This is a genomic window from Rhodococcus sp. NPDC057014, assembly GCF_042673295.1.
Taxonomy (GTDB): domain Bacteria; phylum Actinomycetota; class Actinomycetes; order Mycobacteriales; family Mycobacteriaceae; genus Rhodococcus_F.
Map to the genome: position 1 here is coordinate 17,408 of NZ_JBHUSF010000057.1, position 18,958 is coordinate 36,365.

Annotated in this window: 15 protein-coding genes and 1 pseudogene; 5 read left to right on the forward strand and 11 right to left on the reverse strand. The window is 68.4% G+C overall.

The genetic code is table 11. From position 1 onward, the window contains the following. Positions 1-7: 7 nt before the first annotated feature. The 10 genes and pseudogenes from ACFTZB_RS14390 to ACFTZB_RS14435 all read right to left on the reverse strand — a co-directional run bounded on the left by ACFTZB_RS14390 (position 8) and on the right by ACFTZB_RS14435 (position 11,441). Positions 8-1,587: pseudogene (locus tag ACFTZB_RS14390) on the reverse strand (MFS transporter). Between the two features lie 85 nt (positions 1,588-1,672). Further along, the gene (gene phaZ / locus ACFTZB_RS14395) at positions 1,673-2,521 is read right to left on the reverse strand and encodes a poly(3-hydroxyalkanoate) depolymerase (RefSeq protein ID WP_378432449.1); all 849 of its coding nucleotides are present in this window, start codon (positions 2,519-2,521) and stop codon (positions 1,673-1,675) included. Next, positions 2,518-2,970, reverse strand: a complete 453-nt coding sequence (locus tag ACFTZB_RS14400) for a MaoC family dehydratase (protein WP_378432451.1) — start codon at positions 2,968-2,970, stop codon at positions 2,518-2,520. Before ACFTZB_RS14400 ends, phaZ begins: the two co-directional genes overlap by 4 nt. Positions 2,971-3,010: 40 nt before the next feature. After that, on the reverse strand, positions 3,011-4,708 hold the full coding sequence (locus ACFTZB_RS14405) for a PHA/PHB synthase family protein (RefSeq protein ID WP_378432452.1): 1,698 nt from the start codon (positions 4,706-4,708) through the stop codon (positions 3,011-3,013). Beyond that, the gene (locus ACFTZB_RS14410; protein WP_378432454.1) at positions 4,705-6,273 is read right to left on the reverse strand and encodes a long-chain fatty acid--CoA ligase; all 1,569 of its coding nucleotides are present in this window, start codon (positions 6,271-6,273) and stop codon (positions 4,705-4,707) included. Before ACFTZB_RS14410 ends, ACFTZB_RS14405 begins: the two co-directional genes overlap by 4 nt. Positions 6,274-6,370: 97 nt before the next feature. Continuing rightward, positions 6,371-6,964, reverse strand: a complete 594-nt coding sequence (locus ACFTZB_RS14415; RefSeq protein ID WP_378432455.1) for an RBBP9/YdeN family alpha/beta hydrolase — start codon at positions 6,962-6,964, stop codon at positions 6,371-6,373. Between the two features lie 16 nt (positions 6,965-6,980). Next, the gene (locus tag ACFTZB_RS14420; protein WP_378432456.1) at positions 6,981-8,288 is read right to left on the reverse strand and encodes an MFS transporter; all 1,308 of its coding nucleotides are present in this window, start codon (positions 8,286-8,288) and stop codon (positions 6,981-6,983) included. Between the two features lie 125 nt (positions 8,289-8,413). Then, positions 8,414-9,466, reverse strand: a complete 1,053-nt coding sequence (locus ACFTZB_RS14425; protein ID WP_072943797.1) for a 3-keto-5-aminohexanoate cleavage protein — start codon at positions 9,464-9,466, stop codon at positions 8,414-8,416. Between the two features lie 50 nt (positions 9,467-9,516). Continuing rightward, on the reverse strand, positions 9,517-10,431 hold the full coding sequence (locus tag ACFTZB_RS14430; protein ID WP_378432457.1) for a TauD/TfdA dioxygenase family protein: 915 nt from the start codon (positions 10,429-10,431) through the stop codon (positions 9,517-9,519). Between the two features lie 35 nt (positions 10,432-10,466). Further along, the gene (locus tag ACFTZB_RS14435) at positions 10,467-11,441 is read right to left on the reverse strand and encodes a quinone oxidoreductase family protein (RefSeq protein ID WP_378432459.1); all 975 of its coding nucleotides are present in this window, start codon (positions 11,439-11,441) and stop codon (positions 10,467-10,469) included. A 221-nt stretch (positions 11,442-11,662) separates the two neighbouring features. On the opposite strand from ACFTZB_RS14435, the gene ACFTZB_RS14440 reads away from it, so the two are divergent. Beyond that, a complete protein-coding gene (locus ACFTZB_RS14440; RefSeq protein ID WP_378432461.1) occupies positions 11,663-12,673 on the forward strand; it encodes an AraC family transcriptional regulator in 1,011 nt (336 codons plus the stop codon). Here ACFTZB_RS14440 and ACFTZB_RS14445 read toward each other — a convergent pair. Next, positions 12,649-13,473 (reverse strand): class II glutamine amidotransferase, encoded by an 825-nt coding sequence (locus ACFTZB_RS14445; protein ID WP_378432462.1) that lies wholly within the window; start codon positions 13,471-13,473, stop codon positions 12,649-12,651. The two genes, ACFTZB_RS14440 and ACFTZB_RS14445, sit on opposite strands and share 25 nt — an antisense overlap. 289 nt (positions 13,474-13,762) lie before the next feature. Between ACFTZB_RS14445 and ACFTZB_RS14450 the strand changes: the two genes are divergently transcribed. From ACFTZB_RS14450 to ACFTZB_RS14465, 4 genes are all read left to right on the forward strand, one after another. Continuing rightward, on the forward strand, positions 13,763-15,121 hold the full coding sequence (locus tag ACFTZB_RS14450; protein WP_378432464.1) for an MFS transporter: 1,359 nt from the start codon (positions 13,763-13,765) through the stop codon (positions 15,119-15,121). A gap of 49 nt (positions 15,122-15,170) precedes the next feature. Then, a complete protein-coding gene (locus ACFTZB_RS14455) occupies positions 15,171-16,766 on the forward strand; it encodes an aldehyde dehydrogenase (NADP(+)) (RefSeq protein WP_378432465.1) in 1,596 nt (531 codons plus the stop codon). 25 nt (positions 16,767-16,791) lie between these two features. Next, a complete protein-coding gene (locus tag ACFTZB_RS14460) occupies positions 16,792-17,727 on the forward strand; it encodes a 5-dehydro-4-deoxyglucarate dehydratase (RefSeq protein WP_378432467.1) in 936 nt (311 codons plus the stop codon). Continuing rightward, positions 17,727-18,958 (forward strand): glucarate dehydratase family protein (locus ACFTZB_RS14465; protein WP_378432468.1); only part of this gene is annotated, 1,232 nt, incomplete at its 3' end. The genes ACFTZB_RS14460 and ACFTZB_RS14465, both read left to right, overlap by 1 nt.

Here is an 18,958-nt window from a genome sequence, read left to right on the forward strand (position 1 = left end):
CCCGTCGTCACGGTTGCGGCGGCGCGAGTTCCTGTGCTCGTCTCATGCGGAACGAGTTGAGCAGTCCGGCGAGACCGGCGAGGAGGGGTACGAGCAGCGCAACCTGCAGGGCAAGTGGCCGTGCGTCGGTGTTGATGCGGACCACCTCGTCTCGTATCTCGGGTGGCTGGCCGACGAGGAGTTGTTCGAGTTGGGTGTTGCTCATGACCTCGGCGTCGTCCTCGAGTACCTGCGCCACGTGCTGCTGGTCGGCCGGCGGGAGGACGGTGCTCGATTGCGCCATGGCGGTGAACGTGATGGACAGTGTCGCCAGCATGATGGCGCCGGCGAACGCCAGTCCGAACGACAACCCGAACGATCCCGCTGCGGAGTTCGCGCCTGCCGCCTCGCTGACGTGCTCCTCCGAGATCGGGGCGAGCGTGTAGTTGTTGAGTTGGGATACCAGCAAACCCAGCCCCGAGCCCGCGATCGCCAGCGGGAGCAGCAATGCCCAGCCGAACTCGGCCCGCGGCACGATCGGGATCAGGATTGCGACGCCGATCGTGACGAGGACGAATCCCCAGCGGACGATGGTGCTCGGACTGCGATCTCCCGCCTTCTTGCCCGCCAGCAGCGCCACGCCGAACATGCTGAGCGAGAGGGGGCAAGCGACAGTCCCGCCTGCATCGCGTTGTACTCGAGCACCATCTGGAGGTAGATCGGCAGGGCGATCATCGTGCCGCCCAACGCTATCTGCTGGAGCATCTGCTGTGAGATTCCCAGCCGGAACACTGTGGAGCGGAACAGATCGGGGTCCAGCAGCGGCGGTTCCCCGCGACGCTTCCGGCGGACGAGCCAGTACCCCAGTCCGGCCAGCGCCAGCGCACCCACGACCAGCAGGGCGGCCACCGCTTCGCCGCCTTCCTGCCACACGAGGATTCCCAGCACGATGCCGCCCATCCCGAGGACGGAGAGGCCTGCACCCACCGTGTCGATTCCCCGGGGCCCGGTGTACGGCACGTCACGGACGAGTCGGATCCCGGACAGCACGATCGCGATGATGACGACCTCGAGCACGAATGCGACGCGCCACGACAGGAAGGTGGTGATGAAACCTCCGAGGAGCGGTCCGACTGCGGCGGCGATCGCTGCGGCCGCGCCGACCAATGCGTAGACCTTCTTCTGCGCGCCGCCTTCGAAGTTGCCGTGGATCAGGGACTGCATGGCGGGCAACAGCAGTGACGCACCGATTCCGCCGAGGATCGCCCAGAACACGATGATCGCCGTCAGGCTCTGCGCGAGCGCCATCGCGGATGCGCCCACGGCATACCCGAGCAGACCCATCACGTACGCCCGTTTACGTCCGATCAGGTCGCCGACCTTACCGCCGATCAGGATGAACGCGGCCGACACCAGTGCCTCGAGTGCGATCGCCGCCTGGACGCCGCTCACGGTCGTGCCCAGGTCGCGGACCACGGCTGAGATCGACACGTTCATCAGTGAGGTGTCGACGACGAGCACGAACATCGCCATCGCCAGCAGCAGGGCGAGCAGCCGCTGCGACCCCTCCAGGTTGGTACCCGAGCTGTTGGTTCGGTCTTCGGGCACGGGCACCTCCTGAGCTGCCCGGCCACTGCGGTGTCGCGCCGAGCGGTGATTCCCAGACCCGAGTCTCCCACGTGCAGGGGGCGTCCTATGTGGATTCACCCGTTTCCGGGTGTGCGAGGAACCCGGCGACGACCGGTGCGAGTCCGGATGCGTCGGTGACGATGTCGATGTGCCCGCCGGGGTGGATGTGCAACGTCGCGTGCGGCAGCAGTGCGTTCATGATGCGCGCGTTGAGGACGGGAATGATCGGGTCGTCGGTGCCCGCCACGACGAGTGTGGGCTGCCGGATCAGTGGCAGGACGGGAAGGCTCGTCCACAGGGCGCCCGCGAGGAGTTGGTGGAGATAGCCGACCCGGGAGCCGGACTGCCGCTGCTTCCCGAAGATCCGTGCCACGTCCCCGCCGGCGCGGCGGGCGGCGCCGCCGTACAGGTCGCCGGCGACGGCCGCCGCGTAGGCGGGATCGGTGAACCGCTTCGGGGTCAACATCTTCGAGAGCACCCTCGGGTGACCCGGAATCATGAGGGCGCCGGTACCGGTGGCGACGAGGACGAGACGACGGCACCGCCGCGGGTGCTGCAGCGCGAACTGCTGGGCCAGCGCTCCGCCCCACGACAACCCGAGGACGTCGACGGTGCCGACCCCGATCTCGTCGAGCAGCCGGCTCAGACCGCAGGCGAGGGCCGGGAGTGCGTACGGAACCGGGGAGGCAGGCGAACCTCCGGTGCCCGGGACGTCGAAACTGATGATCGTCGCGGCCGGATCCAGTGCGGCGACCAGCGGTTCGAGCACTTCCAGGCCGGCCCCGATGCCGTTGCACAGCACCAGCGGCACCCCGGTGCCGGCGCGGATCCGCACCCGGATCCGCAGCCCGCACACCGGAACGACCCTGTCCTCGAATCGGTCGCGGCCCCCGAACAGTTCGGTCACCGTCACGTGTAGAGCACCACGACGTCGGCGACGCACACCGGGCGGGTGCCGCCGTCGATCTCGTAGGTCAGCCGGAACACGGCCTCGACGCCGGCCGGCTTCTCTTCGGCGGCGGTGAGAGCCACGGTGGCGCGCAGGACGGATCCGACCGGAAGCGGCGCCGGGAACCGGACCTTGTTCAGTCCGTAGTTGAGGGCGGCTTCGACGCCGTCCACGGTGAGTGCCTCCGCGAGGATGCTCGGCGCCAGCGACAGCGTCAGGTAGCCGTGGGCGACCGTGCCGCCGAAGGGTCCGTCGGCGGCGCGATCCGGATCGGTGTGAATCCACTGGAAGTCGCCGGTCGCCTCCGCGAACAGGTTCACCTGGTCTTGCAGGACCTTGTAGGGGCCTGTGGTTCCGATGGTCCGGCCGACCGACTCGACGAGTTCGGCGGGATGGGTGAGATGCAGGGTCATGGTGTTCCTCTGTCGGTGACGAATGTCGATGACGAACGGGTCAGGAGTGGTGGACATAGGTGCCCGGGGCGGGGGCCAGCGGCGGGTACTGCCGGGCACCGAGGGTGTGCGGTGCGTCGACGTCGGGTCCGCTGCGTTCGGCGAGCCAGTGCGCGTAATCGGTCCACCACGAGTCCGTCGCGGTCTCCGCGGTGTCGAGCCACGCGTCCGGCGTCTCGGAGGCGGGTTCACCGAACCGGTACGACGCCCGCGGGTTGCCCGGCGGGTTCACGAGTGAGGCGATGTGTCCGTTCGACGACAGCACGAACCGCGAGTCCTTGCTGCCGAGGAGGCGAGCGCTGCGGTACGTCGACTGCCACGGGCAGAGGTGGTCGGCGGACCCGCCGACGACGTACGAATCCGCGGTCACCGTGCCGAGGTCGACGGGCGTGCCGAGCATGGTGGCGGCACCGGGGATCGTCAGCGCGTTGCGCAGGCCGAGCAGCACGAGGTCCCGGTGCAGTGCCGCTGCCATACGGGTGGTGTCCGAGTTCCAGAACAGCACGTCGAACGCGGCCGGAGACCGGCCCTGCACGTAGTTGTTGACCCAGTACCGCCAGACCAGATCGGTGGGACGCAGCCATGCGAACATCTCCGCGAGCGTGCGACCGTCGAGGAATCCCTTGGCGGCCGAGTCCCGGATCGCCGCGGCAGCGGCACGCTCGCTCATCATGGCCGACGCCGTTCCGGCGCGGGTCTGATCGAGAACGGTCACGGCCAGGGTGAGGCCGGCGATGCGGTCGCCCTCGCCGATCGCGGTGAGGTGTGCGGCGACCATGGCGGCGAGAATGCCACCCGAGCAGGTGCCGAGGACGTGTGCGCTCGTGGTTCCGGCGATGCACTGCACCGCGTCGAGAGCCTCCACGATCGCGGCACCGTACGTGTCGGCACCCCAGTCCCGGTGCCGGGCGTGGGGGTTGCGCCACGAGATCGCGAAGACCTGCTGTCCCTGCTGCACGAGGTGCTCGATCAGGCTGCGGCCCGGTGCGATGTCGAGGATGTAGTACTTGTTGATGACGGGCGGGACGATCAGCAGCGGTGTGGCGTGGACCGTCTCCGTCTGCGGCGCGTAGTGGATCAGCTCGAACGTGCGGGTCTGGAAGACCACGGCGCCCTTCGTCGCCGCCACGTGCTCCCCGACCTCGAACGCGTCGGGTTCGACCATGGCGGGAACCCGCGGACTCGACTGCATGTCGCGGAGGAAGGACCGGACGCCGCGCACCGCACTGAGTCCGCCGGTGTCCACTATCGCCTTCCACCCGAGCGGGCTGAGCAACGGGTTGTTGGTCGGCGACAGACCTTCGACCAGGTTGTCGAAGACGAACCGCATCCGTTCGTGATCGCGCCAGTCCAGGTCGGCGTCCTCGAGCAGGGCGGTGGCGGTGTGGGAGGTGGCGAGATACGCCTGCATCGCCCGCCGCAGGGCGGGATTCTGCTGCCACGCGGCATCGCCGAAACGTTTGTCCGCCTTGGCGGGAGCCCGGTCGGACGTGCCGGCGACGATCGCACCGAGTTCACGGACGAGGGCGCCGCCGCGCAGGGCGACGGTGCGGGGCCTGCCGGCGAGGCTGATGCCGAACCGGCTCCAGGAACTGTCGGGGAGCATGCGGGCGGCGACGCCGCGGGTTCCGCGGGTGAGGAGGAGGTCGAGGGGAGCGGTCAACTCGTCGGGGGTCGCCTGGGCAACAGTCGTGGTCATGCGGCGGGGCTCCTGCCGAGTTCGCGTTTGAGGATCTTGCCGGTGGCGGTCATCGGCAGGGAGTCGACGAATTCGACGGTGCGCGGGTACTTGTAGCTCGCCATCTGCTGCTTGGACCAGGCGATCAGCTCGCCGGGGGTGATCTGTGCGCCCGGTTCGAGGATGACGTAGGCCTTGACCTCCTCGCCGTGGCTGTCGTCGGGAACACCGACGACGGCGGCGAGGGAGACGGCGTCGTGCCCGATGAGGACGTCCTCGATCTCGCGGGGATAGACGTTGAAACCGCCGCGCACGATGAGGTCCTTGGCGCGGTCGACGATGTAGTAGAAGCCGTCCTCGTCGACCCGCGCGAGGTCGCCGGTGCGGAACCAGCCGTCGCGCAGCGCTTCCGCGGTGGCCTCGGGGCGGTTGTAATAGCCCTTCATGATGTTGTGACCGCGCAGCGCGATCTCACCGATCTGATCGGTCCCGGTGACGGTGTTCCAGTCCTTGTCGACGAGACGCGCCTGGATGCCCCAGACGGGAACGCCGATCGATCCGGGCCGGGGTTCGAGAGCGGGATCGCTGAACGTCGCGAGCGGCGACGTCTCGGACAGCCCGTAGCCTTCGAGGATCTGCACGCCGAACCGGTCGGCGAACCGGGTGAGGATCTCCACCGGCAGGGCGGCGCCACCGGAGATGGCGCGGCGCATGTTCCGTGCGATGCGGTCGATGTCGGCCGGATGTTCGTCGAGGGCACCGAGCAGACCCCAGTACATGGTGGGCACACCCGCGAAGACGGTGATGTCCTCCCGCTCGATGAGGTCGAGTGCGGCACGGGCCTCGAACCGGGGCAGCAGCACGAGGGTCGCTCCCACCGAGATGCCAGCGTTGAGGGTGACGGTCTGGCCGAACGAGTGGAACAGCGGCAGCGTCACCAGATACCGGTCGTGGGTCGCGGGTGTGCTGTCGAACAGCCGGTTGGCGGTCAGCGCGTTCAGCGCCATGTTGGCGTGGGTGAGTTCGGCGCCCTTGGGTTTTCCGGTTGTGCCGCTCGTGTACAGGATGACGGCGGTGTCCCCGGGTTCGCGGACCACGGCGTCGAAGTGGCTGTCGTGGCGTGCGAGGGCGTCGTCGAGCGTCCCGACGCCGTCGATCATGGCGGGCGCGGCCGGGTCGGTGGTGATGCGGAACAGGGCGCGGCAGCGGGGACTCTGCGCGAAGCCGGACAGTCCGTACTCGCCCATCGGCAGTTCGGGGGTGCCCTCGTAGCAGAAGTAGGCCTTGGCATCGGAATCGTCGAGGTGATACGCGATCTCGCGATCCTTGAGCAGAACGTTGAGCGGCACGACCACCGCGCCCGCCTTGAGGATGCCGTAGTAGACGACGGGGAATTGCGAAATGTTGGGGCACGACAGCGCGATCGTGTCGCCGGGTTCGATGCCCGCCGACACCAGCAGGTTCGCGACCCGGTTCGACTGGGCGTCGAGGTCGGCGTAGGTCATCCGCTGGTCACCGAGCACCAGAGCGACGCGGTCGGGGAATCGGCGGGCCGAGTCTTCGAGGAGTACGGAGAGGTTGAGCACGGTGAACTTTCTCGTCGGGGGGAACGGTGTCGTAGCGCTAGGCGATCGACGCGGCGGTGTCGTAGCGCTAGGCGATCGACGCGGCGGTGTCGTAGCGCTACGCGAACGACGCGGCGGTGGCGGCGGTCGAGTTGATCAGCTCGCGGAGCAGCTCTTCGGCGTACGGCCAGTACCCGTAACCGGCGGCCGGGTTGAGGTGACCGACGGCGCCGAGGTCGACGAGCTTGCTGCCCCACGATTCGGCCATCCCGGCGACCCGGCGGAACCGGGCCAGCGGGTCGTTGGTGCTCGCCGCCACGATGCTGGGGAACGGGAGCCGGCGCCGGGGGACGGGATTCCAGCCGTTCGCGTCGAGGTCCCCGCGTGCGGGGTAGCCCGCCGGCAGCGGCTCCTCGAAGTCCGGTGGGGTGGCCAGCAGCGCGCCCTGAACGGGACGGGACGCCTGCTGGGCCCAGTGCACCGTGATCGCCACGCCCGCGCTGTGCGCGACGAGCACCACCGGACCGTCGATGTCGGTGAGAACGGTGTCGAGGGCGGCGATCCGCGCGGCGAGACTGAGCTTGTCCCGCTCGAGCGGCGGCACCGTCCGCACGGTGTCGAGTCGCTCGGCGAGCAACGTCTGCCAGTGGTCGGCGACGTGATCGCGCAGTCCGGGCACGATCACCACGGTCGGTTCGGTGGAGGTGGTCACGGTCGGCTCCAGTTTCCTAAGAGATGGCGGTAAGGGCGGCGAGCTTGCGGCGTCCGGCCGGGTAGGCACGTTTGCCGAGAATCAGGGCGACGATCGCGACGACGTAGATCAGGGGCGCGATCTGCAGGGCGGTGACGAGGCCGAAGCGGTCGGCGAGCAGTCCGACGACGAACGGGCCGAGTGCCAGTCCGAGAAGGTTGTTGGCGAGGGTGAGGGTGCCGAAGGCCGAGGCGCGCACCGAGGAGTGGGTGAGGTTCGCGACCATCGCGGCGATCGGACCGGACGAGCCGGCGGAGAAGAACGCGCCGATACCGATCAGGATCAGCTGGGTGGAACCGGACGGCATCTGGAAACCGGCGCCGAGGAACACGAGCGAGAGCACGCCGTACACGACGGCCGTGGTCCATTTCTTGGTGGGATCGTCCCGGCTCACACGGTCGGTGATGATGCCGCACACCACCATGCCGCTGCCGACGGCGAGGACGAAGATCGACGCCATTGCGCCGGCCTTGTCGGGGGCGAGGCCGTACGACCGGTTGAAGAAACTCGGCAGCCACGCCAGCAAGACGCCCGCGGTGAACATCTGCAGGCCCCCACCGATGTACGCCAGCACGACGGCGGGTGTGGAGAAGAGGCTCGAGAGCGGTGCCCGGAAACCGGTGGGGGTGTCGGCGGGGTCGTCGAGGACGGCGGCGTCCGTCAGTTTCTTCTCGGATACGAGGGCACGGAACAGGGCGACGAGGATGAGGCCGAAGACGGCCATCGCGGCGAACGACCAGCGCCAGCCGAGGTTGACGGCGATGACGCCGCCGAGGGCGACCCCGATCACGGAACCGAACGATCCGCCGCCCATGAAGGCGCCGCTGAGCGCGGAGTGCACGCGCGGGGCGAACACGCTGAGCACCACCGCGATGCCGACACTGCCGTAGGCGGCTTCGCCGACACCGACGAGGAATCTGGCGCCGAGCATCTGCTCGTAACTGGTGGCGAGGGCACAGAGCAGCGTCGCGGCGCTCCACAGGACGGCCATGAGGAGCAGGCTCTTGACCCGGCCCCACCGGTCGGCCAGCAGCGACAGTGGGAGGGTCAGCAAGCCGACCATGAGTGCGACGATGCTGCTGAGCGACGCCAGCTGTGAATCGGTCAGCGCCCATTCGGTTTTGAGGAGCGGGAAGACGGCGCTGAGAACCTGGCGGGACATGTAGTCCGACAGCAGCAGTCCGAACGTGAGGGCGAAGACGATCCAGGGGTAGACCCGCGACCGTCCGGCCGGCGCAGCGGTCGCGCCGACCGTGTCCGGGGCGGTGGTGGTGTTCGGTCCCATGAGGCCTCCTATGGCCGACAGGATTGGTAAAAGGGTGTGGGGAGGGAGCCGGGCGTGCTCGGCAGGAGCAGCGAATCATCCGGCTCCCTCCCCGTTCGTGACGAAATCCCCTCGGGTGCGGGAACTCAGGCGTGCTGGGTGAAGCCCACCTGGCCGGGACGGCGGTTCGGGGCGTAACCGAGCTTGGCGAGCGTCTCGTCCGCATCGGCGTAGGTTTGACCGATCCGATAGATGTCGCGGGCCTCCTTCCCGGTGGCCACCTCCCGGCCCAGCTCCCCGGCCACCCGGACCAACTGCTCGACCTGCGCGACCGAGGTCATCTTCTCGCCCTTGCGACCCCAGATCGTGTCCTCGTTCCCGCACCGCGGATGCAGACCCATCGCGATCGCCATCGCGTTGACCGGCAGCACACTGCGCATCAACGTCTCGAGGGTCAGGCACGCACCGTCCGGCACCCGCTGCACGAAATTCATGATGTTGTACGGATTCGGGCCGTCGAAACCGCCACCGATACCGACCCACGTCAAATTCAGCGGACCGGTGTACACCCCACGCCGGATCAACCGCTCCACCGTCTCGAGCTGCGGGATGCTCGACAGCTGGAAATGCGGCTGGATCCCCGCCGCCTGCAGCCGGCGCAGATGCTCCTCCACCCACGCCGGGCCGGCCGGGACCGTCATCTCCCGGTACGCCTCGGCCAGCTCGGGCCGCTGCATCGAGGTGCCCGCGATGTCGTCGGCGGTCATCAACTCCATGATGTTCATCTGCGAGGTGTTGATCGCGATCGTCACCTGATCCGGTGCCGGATCGAGGTCGGCGAGCATGTGCCGGGTGTCGTCGGAGAGCCACTTCGCGTCCGCACCCTCACCCTCGGGGGCGAACGAGATGGAACCGCCGACCTGCAGGATCATCTCCGGCACCGCCTGCCGCAGCCCGGCGAGCAGTTCGTTGAACTTCGACAGCCGCTTGGAGCCCTTGCCGTCGAGTTCGCGGACATGGATGTGCAGCACGGTGGCGCCGGCCTCGTAGCAGTCCACCGCCTTCTGCACGTGCTCGTCCATCGTCAACGGCAGGTCCTCGCGGAAGTCGTCCGGCTCCCACTCCGGACCGTACGGGGCACACGTGATGACCAGCTTCTCCTGGTTCTCCGGGAAGAGGGCGTCGTCGTGGAAATGCATGGTGTTCTCCGTTTCGAAATCGGAACTGATGACCAGGGGAAGTGAGAAATTCAGAAGGGCCGGTCGCCGACGATTCCGGCGCGTTCCATCTTGCGGACGGCGGGCCAGTAGTCCTGGACGGCGTAGTGCTGGGTGGACCGGTTGTCCCAGATCGCAACGCTGTTCGGGGTCCACCGCCACCGCACCTGGTATTCGGGGATCGAGGCCTGGCTGATCAGGTAGTTGAGCAGGTTGCTGCTGCCGGGCGCGTAGTCGATGCCGTACCGGATGTTGTCCGGGGTGTGGTAATTGACGAAGTGGGTTGCGAAAGAATTGACGAACAGGATCTTTTCGCCCGTGTCCGGGTGCGTGCGCACCACGGGGTGTTCGGCGTCGGGGAACCGATCGTGCAGCGCGTGCCGCTGCTCCGGCGTCTGGGCCGCGCCGAACGAGGCCTCGATGCTGTGCCGGGCGCGCAGTCCGCCGATCTGCTCCTTCACCCGGTCGGGGAGCTTCTCGTAGGCCAGGGCCATGTTCACCCAGATGGTGTCGCCACCGACGGGCGGCGTCTCGACGGCGCGGAGCACGCACCCCATGGGCGGGTTGTCGCGCCAGGTGGCGTCGCAGTGGAAGGCGTTCTCGTAGTGCTCGGCCGGGCTGTCGAGGTCCTTGTAGATCCGCACCAGCCCGGGGTACTCGGGGTCGCTGCCGGCGACGGGATGATCCTCGAGCGGGCCGAAGCGCTCGGCGAGCGCCACGTGCTCGGCGCGGCTCATGTCCTGGTCGCGGAAGAACAGAACCTTGTACTCGAGCAGCAGTTCCCGGAGTTCGGCGAACAGGGCGTCGTCCCGAGAGACGTCACCGAGGCTCACGTCGAACAACTCGGCGCCCAGAGAGCAGGTCATCGGCGCCAGCCGGAACGAACCGGAGGGGGAGAGGATCGCGTTCCGCTCGGGCGAATACGTCAGTTGTGCGGTGTCGTTCATGTTGGTGTCTCCGTCCTGGTGAGGGGTGTCCCGGCTCAGAGCCGGAACACCGAGGAGCCGATGCTGGTGCCGGATTCGAGGTCGCGGTGCGCCTGGACGGCGTCCTCGAGCCCGTAGCTCTGGTTGATCTCGATGCGGATCCGGCCTGCCTCGACGTGGCCGAACAGTTCACCGGCGAGTTCGGCGCGCTCCGCCGGGTCCGCGATGTAGTCGGCGAGCGCGGGCCGGGTGACGAACAGCGAACCCTTGACGGCCAACTGCATCGCGTCGATCGGCGGAATCGGTCCCGACGCCGTGCCGAAGCACACGAGCAGTCCCCGCCGGGAGAGGCAGTCGAGCGAAGTCTCGAAGGTGGACTGGCCGATGCTGTCGTAGACGACGGGAACGCCGGCGCCGTCGGTGATCTCGCGGACCCGTTCGGCGACGTTCTCACGGGTGTAGACGATCACGTGCTCGCAGCCGTGAGCGCGGGCGATCGCGGCCTTCTCGTCGGTGGAGACCGTGCCGATCACGTTGACGCCCAGCAGCTTCGCCCACTGGGTGAAGATGAGTCCGACGCCACCGGCGGCCGCGTGGAGCAGTACCGTGTCGCCGGACTTCAGCGGGGCGATGCGGCGCAGCAGGTAGGCCGACGTGAGCCCGCGCATCGTCATCGCGGCGGCCGTGTCGAAGCCGATCGCGGACGGCAGCGGAATGAGCGGGGCGGCAGGCATGACGCGTTCTGTGCTGTAGGCGCCGAGCGGACTTCCCGTGTAGGTGACGCGGTCGCCGACCTGCACGTGGGTCACTCCGGTGCCGACCGCCTCGACCACACCGGCACCCTCGACGCCCATGCCCGCGGGCAGTTCGGCCGGGTAGAGGCCGGTGCGGAAGTAGGTGTCGGCGAAGTTCAGGCCGACCGCCTCGTGGCGGATCCGGACCCCGTGCGGGCCGGGTTCTCCGACCTCGACGGACTCCCACTTCATGACCTCGGGTGTGCCGTGCTCGTAGAACCGAACAGCCTGTGCCACAGTAATTCTCCTCTTCGACGTGATGATCGGCGCGGTACCGCTGCGGAACTGCTCGCGGGGGCGGGCCGGGGTGATCCGGTGCCGTGGGGTGGCTCTCCGCGCCGTCTCTTTGTGATGCACCTAACAGTAGGGGCGCATCCGGCAGTATGCTTATCCTGACGGGACAGGAGGCCTATCATTTCGGGACACGGCCAGGTGTCGGGACAGGGCAGGGACGGGACGTGAAACCCCTCGCGCGGTACGCGTCACTGAACGGGTACGTGGAACTGTGCCGGTCACTCGGACTCGAGCCGGCACCGCTGCTGCGCGCCGCCGGCCTCGACCCGTCCGGGCTCGGCCTGCAGGACCGCTGGATACCCGCCGCTGCGATCGCGCGACTGCTCGAGCAGTCGGCGGACAGATCTGGATACGCGGATTTCGGGGTTCGCCTCGCCGAACGCAGGCAGTTCTCCAACCTCGGACCGCTCAGTCTCGTCGTCCGCGAGGAACCCGACGTCCGGAGCGCCCTGCGCGTCCTCACCCGCTACGACCACACCTACAACGAGGCGCTGCGCACCCGGATGTCGGAGCGTGGCGGGCTGGTGACCCTGCGAATCGAACTCGACGTGGGGGAGGCCACCGACATCCGGCAGTCGGTGGAACTGGCGGTCGGGGTGCTGTACCGGCTGTTGCGGGGCTTCCTCGGCGGCGGCTGGAAACCGCTCGACGTCTGCTTCCCGCACCCGGCGCCGGCCGACGCCGCGACGCACCGCCGGTTGTTCGGGCCAGCGATGAAGTTCGACCACGAGTTCGCGGGAATCGTCCTCGAAGCGGGCGACCTGAACGCGCCGAACAAGATGTCCGATCCGTTGCTCCGCCCGTACACCCAGCAACTGCTCGAGTCGTGGGAACCGTCGGACGACGTGACGATCGTGAGCCGGGTCCGCGAGTTGATCGAACTTCTGCTTCCCACCGGCCGCTGCTCCGTCGAACAGGTGGCCCGCAGCCTGGGGGTCGACCGGAGAACCGTGCACCGCCGTCTCGCCGAGAGCGGGGAGACGTTCTCCACCGTCCTCGACGGCACCCGCACCGAACTCGCCGAACGGATGGTCGCGAATCCGCGGCTGAACCTCACCGAGATCGCGGACATGCTGGCGTTCTCGGCGCCGAGCAACTTCTCCCGGTGGTTCCGAGGCCGGTTCGGGGTCAGCCCGAGCAGGTGGCGGGCTCAGCGGGCGGGTGAGACGGGGTGAAACGGCCGGATCTCGTCGTCGCCGGGGCGGATGACCCCGGCATGGGACTCGGGGACCTCCTGCCACGCGCCTTCGAGGTCGCGTAGCGGTTCGGACACCACGAACCGGGTTTCGTCGCCCAGTTCGTGCAGAACCTCCACCTCGGGATGCAGCGCGCGCACCTTGTCCATCGCGGTGGAGAAGAACAGGGACCGCGTCTGCTGTTCGGTCGAGTACCGGAACACCCAGACGGAGACGCCGTCGGTGGTGGCGATCGTCGCCTGCACCGGATTCTCGACCCCGTGCCGGGCGCCGACGTCCTCGACGAACCCGACCGCGCGGGCGACGGCGGTGAACGGGTCGTCGGTGAGTCCGAACGTCAGCGCGAGGAAGAACAGTGTCTCGGAGTCGGTGGATCCCTCGATCTGCGGGTAGAGGCTCGGGTCGACGGCCAGGGCCAGATCGCGTTTGATCTCGGTGAATCCGCGCAGCGCGCCGTTGTGCATCCACAGCCAGTTGCCGTGCCGGAAGGGATGACAATTGCTGCGCTGCACGGGAGTTCCTGTCGACGCGCGCACGTGCGCGAAGAACAGCGGAGTCCGGATCTGGCGGGAGATCTCCTGCAGGTTGCGTTCGTTCCAGGCGGGTTCGATGCACTTGAACAGGGCGGGCGTGGGGCCGTCCCCGTACCAGCCGAGGCCGAACCCGTCACCGTTCGTGGTGGTCGCACCCATGCGGGAGTGCAGGCTCTGGTCGATCAGGGAATGGACCGGCCGGAAGAGGAGGTCCTCGACGAGGATCGGATCGCCGGAGTATGCCATCCACCTGCACATCTTCTCATTCAAGCAGGTCAAGTCCGCTGACGAAACGGGCTTCGTCGTCGATCGGATCGTCGGGCGGGAGTCAGCCCTCGCCGGCGCTCACGGCGGGGAAACCAGCACCACCCGAGTCGATACAACTTCGGTATCGATAGCGAGAATCTTTGACTTGGACATGTATCGAACCTCCCTCTAGCGTGATTCCTATGACTCAGGTCACGCTTCCGGATCGGGGCGTGATCAGAGTCCCCCAACTTTCGTCACCCCCCGAATTCAGAGAGAGGAGTCACCGATGACCCTCCCCCTCGCCGTCTCGCCGGCAGTCGACAGCGCGGTCTCCAAGATCTTCCGCCGTGTCGTGCCGCTGTTCATCGTGATGTTGATCTGTAACCAGCTCAATCGCTCGAACATCGGCTATGCCCAGACCCACCTCGAAGCGGATGTGGGCATCGGCGCCGCGGCGTACGGATTCGGCGCGGGTGTCTTCTTCATCGCCTACGCGATCTTCGAACTGCCGTCGAACGTGCTGATGGAGAAGTTCGGCGCCAAGGTGTGGCTGACCCGCATCATGATCTCGTGGGGCCTGGTGTCCGCGGCCATGGCGTTCGTCAACGGCCCCGAGATGTTCTACGCCCTGCGCTTCCTGCTCGGTGTCGCCGAGGCCGGCTTCTTCCCGGCCATCATCTTCTACTTCACCCGCTGGCTGCCGAACAACCACCGCAGCCGCGCCACCGCCCTGTTCATCGCCGGTTCCTCGATCGCGGCCGCCATCTCGGGACCGATGTCCGGACCGCTGCTGTCCCTCGACGGACTCGGCGGGCACCACGGCTGGCAGTGGATGTTCGCCCTCGAGGGCCTGCTGTCGGTGGTCGTCGGGCTCATCGCCTACCGCCTGCTCGACTCGAAGATCGACGACGCGAAGTGGCTGACCGGCCCGGAGAAGCACGACCTGCAGGCCGTCATCGCCGAGGAGGACGTGCTGCGCAGCGAGGCGTCCGCGAAGCGCGGGGAGTCGGGCTCGCGCTGGAAGCTGCTCCTGCAGCCGCGGATCCTGGTGTGCTGCGGCATCTTCTTCGCGATCACCATGGCGATCTACGCCAACACGTTCTGGCTGCCGTCGATCATCCGCCGCATCCCGGGCACCACCGACATCACGGTCGGGTTGCTGTCCTCGCTCCCGTGGATCTGCGCGATCTTCGCGATGTACTTCTCCAACCGCTCCGCCGACCGCACCGGACGGCACAAGCCCTACCTCGTCGCCGCGCTGCTCATCGGCGGTATCGGCACGATGGCCGCCGCGTTCGTCACGCCGTGGCTGGCCCTGCCGCTGCTGTGCCTCGCGACCATGGGATTCAAGAGCGCGAGCCCGCTGTTCTGGTCGATTCCGCAGCGCACGCTGCACCCGATGGTGCTGGCACCGGCGATCGCGATCATCAACTCGCTCGGCAACCTGGGTGGCTTCGTGGCCCCGTTCGGCTTCGGTGTCATCAAGGAGCAGACCGGCACGGTGACGATGGGCCTGATCGTGCTGTCGCTGTTCGCCCTGGCCGCCGCGGCGGCGGTGACGTACTTCCGGCGCGACAAGGAAGACATCGACGACGTCGCGAACGTCGCAGAGGTGGCACCCGACGACACCCTGGCCACCAAATGACCCGTCACCGGACCATACGAAACGCAGACGAGAATTCGAGGATCGCATCATGACAGCAACGGTGAACCGGACCGACGTGACCGGACAGATGATCATCGCGGGCAACCCCGTGCAGGGTTCCGGCACGACCGTCCACGGCATCGACCCCGCCACCGGCCACCAGCTCGAGCCCGGCTTCGCGCACGGTGACGACCGGGACGTCGACGCCGCCTGCGCCGCCGCCGCCGAGGCGTTCGCGCCGTACCGCGCCACGACGTCGGAGGAGCGCGCCCGGTTCCTCGAGACGATCGCCGACAACATCGAGGCGCTCGGCGAGACGCTGATCGCCCGGGTGTGTGCCGAATCCGGACTCCCCCAGGGCCGCGTCACCGGCGAGGTGGGCCGCACCTCCGGACAGCTGCGGCTGTTCGCCGGCGTCCTGCGCGACGGCGGCTGGAACGGTGCCCGCATCGATCCCGCGCTGCCCGACCGCACGCCGTTGCCGCGTGCCGACATCCGCCAGCGGAAGGTCCCGCTCGGACCGGTCGCGGTGTTCGGCGCCAGCAACTTCCCCCTCGCGTTCTCCGTCGCCGGCGGCGACACCGCTTCGGCACTGGCGGCGGGCTGCCCCGTCGTCGTGAAGGCCCACGACGCGCACCCGGGCACGTCCGAACTCGTCGGACGCGCCATCGCCGACGCCGTCGCGAGCACCGGCATGCCTGCGGGGACGTTCTCCCTGCTGTTCGGCTCGGGCCGCGGGCTCGGCACCGCGCTGGTCACGGATCCGCGCATCAAGGCCGTCGGATTCACCGGATCCCGTTCCGGCGGAACCGCTCTGGTCGCGGCAGCCGCGGGACGCCCGGAACCGATCCCGGTGTACGCGGAGATGAGTTCGATCAACCCGGTGTTCCTCCTCGAGAACGCGCTCACCACCCGCGGCGCCGAACTCGGTCGCGCCTTCGTCGGGTCGCTGACCCTCGGTTCCGGACAGTTCTGCACCAACCCCGGTCTCGTCATCGCGGTCGACGGTCCCGGACTCACCTCGTTCGTCGAGTCCGCGCGCGCCGCGGTCGCCGAGAGCACGCCCACCCCGATGCTCACCCCGAACATCGCCGGCTGCTACGCCGACGGCGTCACCGCGCTCAGCGGCGCCGCGACCGTGGAGGCCCGCGGCACCGAATCCGACGCACCGAACACCGGTCGGGCAGCGCTGTTCAGCGCCCCCGCCGACACGTTCCTGGGGTCGGAGGTGTTGCAGCAGGAGGTGTTCGGCTCGTCCAGCCTGATCGTCCGCTGCCGCGACGCGGAGCAGGTGCGCGCCGTGGCGGCGAAGCTGGAAGGCCAGCTGACCGCGACCGTCCACGTCGACGACGCCGATCTCGACGAGGCAGGCCGCCTGCTGCCCGTCCTCGAGCTCAAGGCCGGGCGAATCCTGTTCAACGGCTGGCCCACCGGGGTCGAGGTCGGGCACGCGATGGTGCACGGTGGCCCGCACCCCGCGACGTCCGACTCGCGCACCACATCCGTGGGTTCGCTGGCGATCGAACGGTTCCTGCGGCCCGTTGCCTACCAGGATGTTCCGCGCTCGCTGCTCCCCGCCGCCATCGCCGACGGCAACCCCGACCAGTTGTGGCGTCGCATCGACGGCCGACTCACCCAAGCCTGATTTTTCCCTCGTGAAGGAGTTCCCCATGCTCGACGGCGTCCTGTTCTTCCCCGTCACCCCGTTCACAGCTTCCGGCGACGTCGACTACGACCGGCTCGCCGAGCACGTCGCCAAGGGCGTCGACGCCGGCCCCGGAGGTGTCTTCATCGCCTGCGGCACAGGCGAATTCCATGCCCTCGGGCTGGAAGAGTTCGGCAAGATCGTCGCCAAGGCGACGGAGGTCGTCGCCGGACGGGTCCCCGTCTTCGCCGGCGCAGGCGGTTCCGTGCAGCAGGCCAAGGAGTTCGCTGCCAGCGCGAAGGCCAACGGCGCCGACGGCATCCTGCTGCTCCCGCCGTACCTGGTGACGATGCCGCAGGCCGGACTGGTGGACTACACCCGCGCGGTCGCCGAGACCACCGACCTGCCGCTCGTCGTCTACAACCGCGGCAACGCCCGCTTCGACGAGGCGGCAGCGGTGGAGGTCGCGCAGTTCCCGACCGTCGTCGGTTTCAAGGACGGCACCGGTGACCTCGACAAGGTGGGCCGCATCGTCCGTGCGGTGAAGGACGCGCTCGCCCCGTCCGGCAAGCAGTTCCTGTTCTTCAACGGGATGCCCACCGCCGAGGTGACGCAGCAGGCGTACCGCGCGATCGGTGTCACGCTGTATTCGTCCGCCACGTTCGCCTTCGCGCCGGAACTCGCGCTCGGCTTCTACGACGCACTCGAATCCGGCAACCAGGAACTCACCGACGCACTGCTCCGCGACTTCTTCCACCCCCTGGTGCGCCTGCGCGACCAGGTGCCCGGATACGCGGTGTCGCTGATCAAGTCGGGTGTCGCGATGGAAGGTATCGACGCCGGGCCCGTGCGGCCGCCGCTCGTCCCCACGAGCGACGTGCACGTGCGGGAGCTCGCGCGGATCACCGCGGCAGGCCGCGCCGTGCTCGCCGACGCTCTCGCCGTGCAGGCGGCGGTCTGATGACTGCCGCACCGATCCGGATCACCGGCGCACGGATCACGCCCGTCGCGTTCGTCGACCCGCCGCTCCTCAACACCGTCGGCGTGCACCAGCCCTACGCGCTGCGCGCGATCATCCAGCTCGACACGGACGGCGGTCTCGTCGGACTCGGTGAAACGTACGCCGACACGGCCCACCTGCTCCGGCTCGAGGCGGCCGCCGAGGCGATCGTCGGGCTGGACGTGTTCGCGCTCAACGCGATCCGCGCGGCGATCGACGCGAAGATCGCCACCCTGACCGTCACGGGCGGCGACGGCGTCGCGGGCATGATCACCACGGCCAGCACCACCGACCGCGTGTTCTCCCCGTTCGAGGTGGCGTGTCTCGACGTGCAGGGCAAGGCGCTCGGCAGGCCGGTGTCCGATCTTCTCGGCGGCAAGGTGCGCGACGCGGTTCCGTTCAGCGCCTACCTGTTCTACAAGTGGGCCGGGCACCCCGGCGCCGAGCACGACGAATGGGGCGAGGCGATCGACCCCGACGGTCTGGTCCGCCAGGCGCAGAAGATGATCGGCGAGTACGGCTTCGAGGCCATCAAGGTCAAGGGCGGCGTGTTCTCCCCGGACGAGGAGATCGCCGGCATCAAGGCGCTGCGCGCCGCGTTCCCCGACCTGCCGCTGCGCCTCGACCCCAACGCCGCGTGGACCGTCGACACGTCCATCCGGGTGGCGTCGGAACTCGACGGCATCGTCGAATACCTCGAGGACCCCACACCCGGTCTCGACGGCATGGCCGAGGTGGCGCGTGAGGCGAAGATGCCGCTGGCCACGAACATGTGCGTCGTCGCGTTCGATCAGCTCAAGCCTGCGGTGCTGAAGGATTCGGTGCAGGTCGTGCTGTCGGATCATCACTACTGGGGTGGCCTGCAGCGGTCGCGGCTGCTCGCCGGGATCTGCGACAACTTCGGCCTGGGCCTGTCGATGCACTCGAATTCGCATCTCGGGATCAGCCTGGCCGCGATGGTGCACCTCGCCGGCGCCACCCCGAACCTCACGTACGCGTGTGACACGCACTGGCCGTGGAAGACCGAGGACGTCGTCAAGCCGGGTGTGCTGAAGTTCGTCGACGGCGCGGTCGCGGTGCCGACGACGCCGGGGCTCGGTGTCGAGATCGACGAGGACGCCCTCGCCGCCCTGCACCAGCAGTACCTCGACTGCGGGGTGCGCGACCGCGACGACACGGGATACATGAAGTC

Coding starts and splice junctions, on each gene's coding strand:
- ACFTZB_RS14430 (WP_378432457.1), bottom strand. CDS start 10,431: ATGAACGACACCGCACAACTGACGTATTCGCCCGAGCGGAACGCGATC.
- ACFTZB_RS14400 (WP_378432451.1), bottom strand. CDS start 2,970: ATGACCCTGCATCTCACCCATCCCGCCGAACTCGTCGAGTCGGTCGGC.
- ACFTZB_RS14405 (WP_378432452.1), bottom strand. CDS start 4,708: ATGACCACGACTGTTGCCCAGGCGACCCCCGACGAGTTGACCGCTCCC.
- ACFTZB_RS14445 (WP_378432462.1), bottom strand. CDS start 13,473: ATGGCATACTCCGGCGATCCGATCCTCGTCGAGGACCTCCTCTTCCGG.
- ACFTZB_RS14425 (WP_072943797.1), bottom strand. CDS start 9,466: ATGCATTTCCACGACGACGCCCTCTTCCCGGAGAACCAGGAGAAGCTG.
- ACFTZB_RS14450 (WP_378432464.1), top strand. CDS start 13,763: ATGACCCTCCCCCTCGCCGTCTCGCCGGCAGTCGACAGCGCGGTCTCC.
- ACFTZB_RS14420 (WP_378432456.1), bottom strand. CDS start 8,288: ATGGGACCGAACACCACCACCGCCCCGGACACGGTCGGCGCGACCGCT.
- ACFTZB_RS14455 (WP_378432465.1), top strand. CDS start 15,171: ATGACAGCAACGGTGAACCGGACCGACGTGACCGGACAGATGATCATC.
- ACFTZB_RS14460 (WP_378432467.1), top strand. CDS start 16,792: ATGCTCGACGGCGTCCTGTTCTTCCCCGTCACCCCGTTCACAGCTTCC.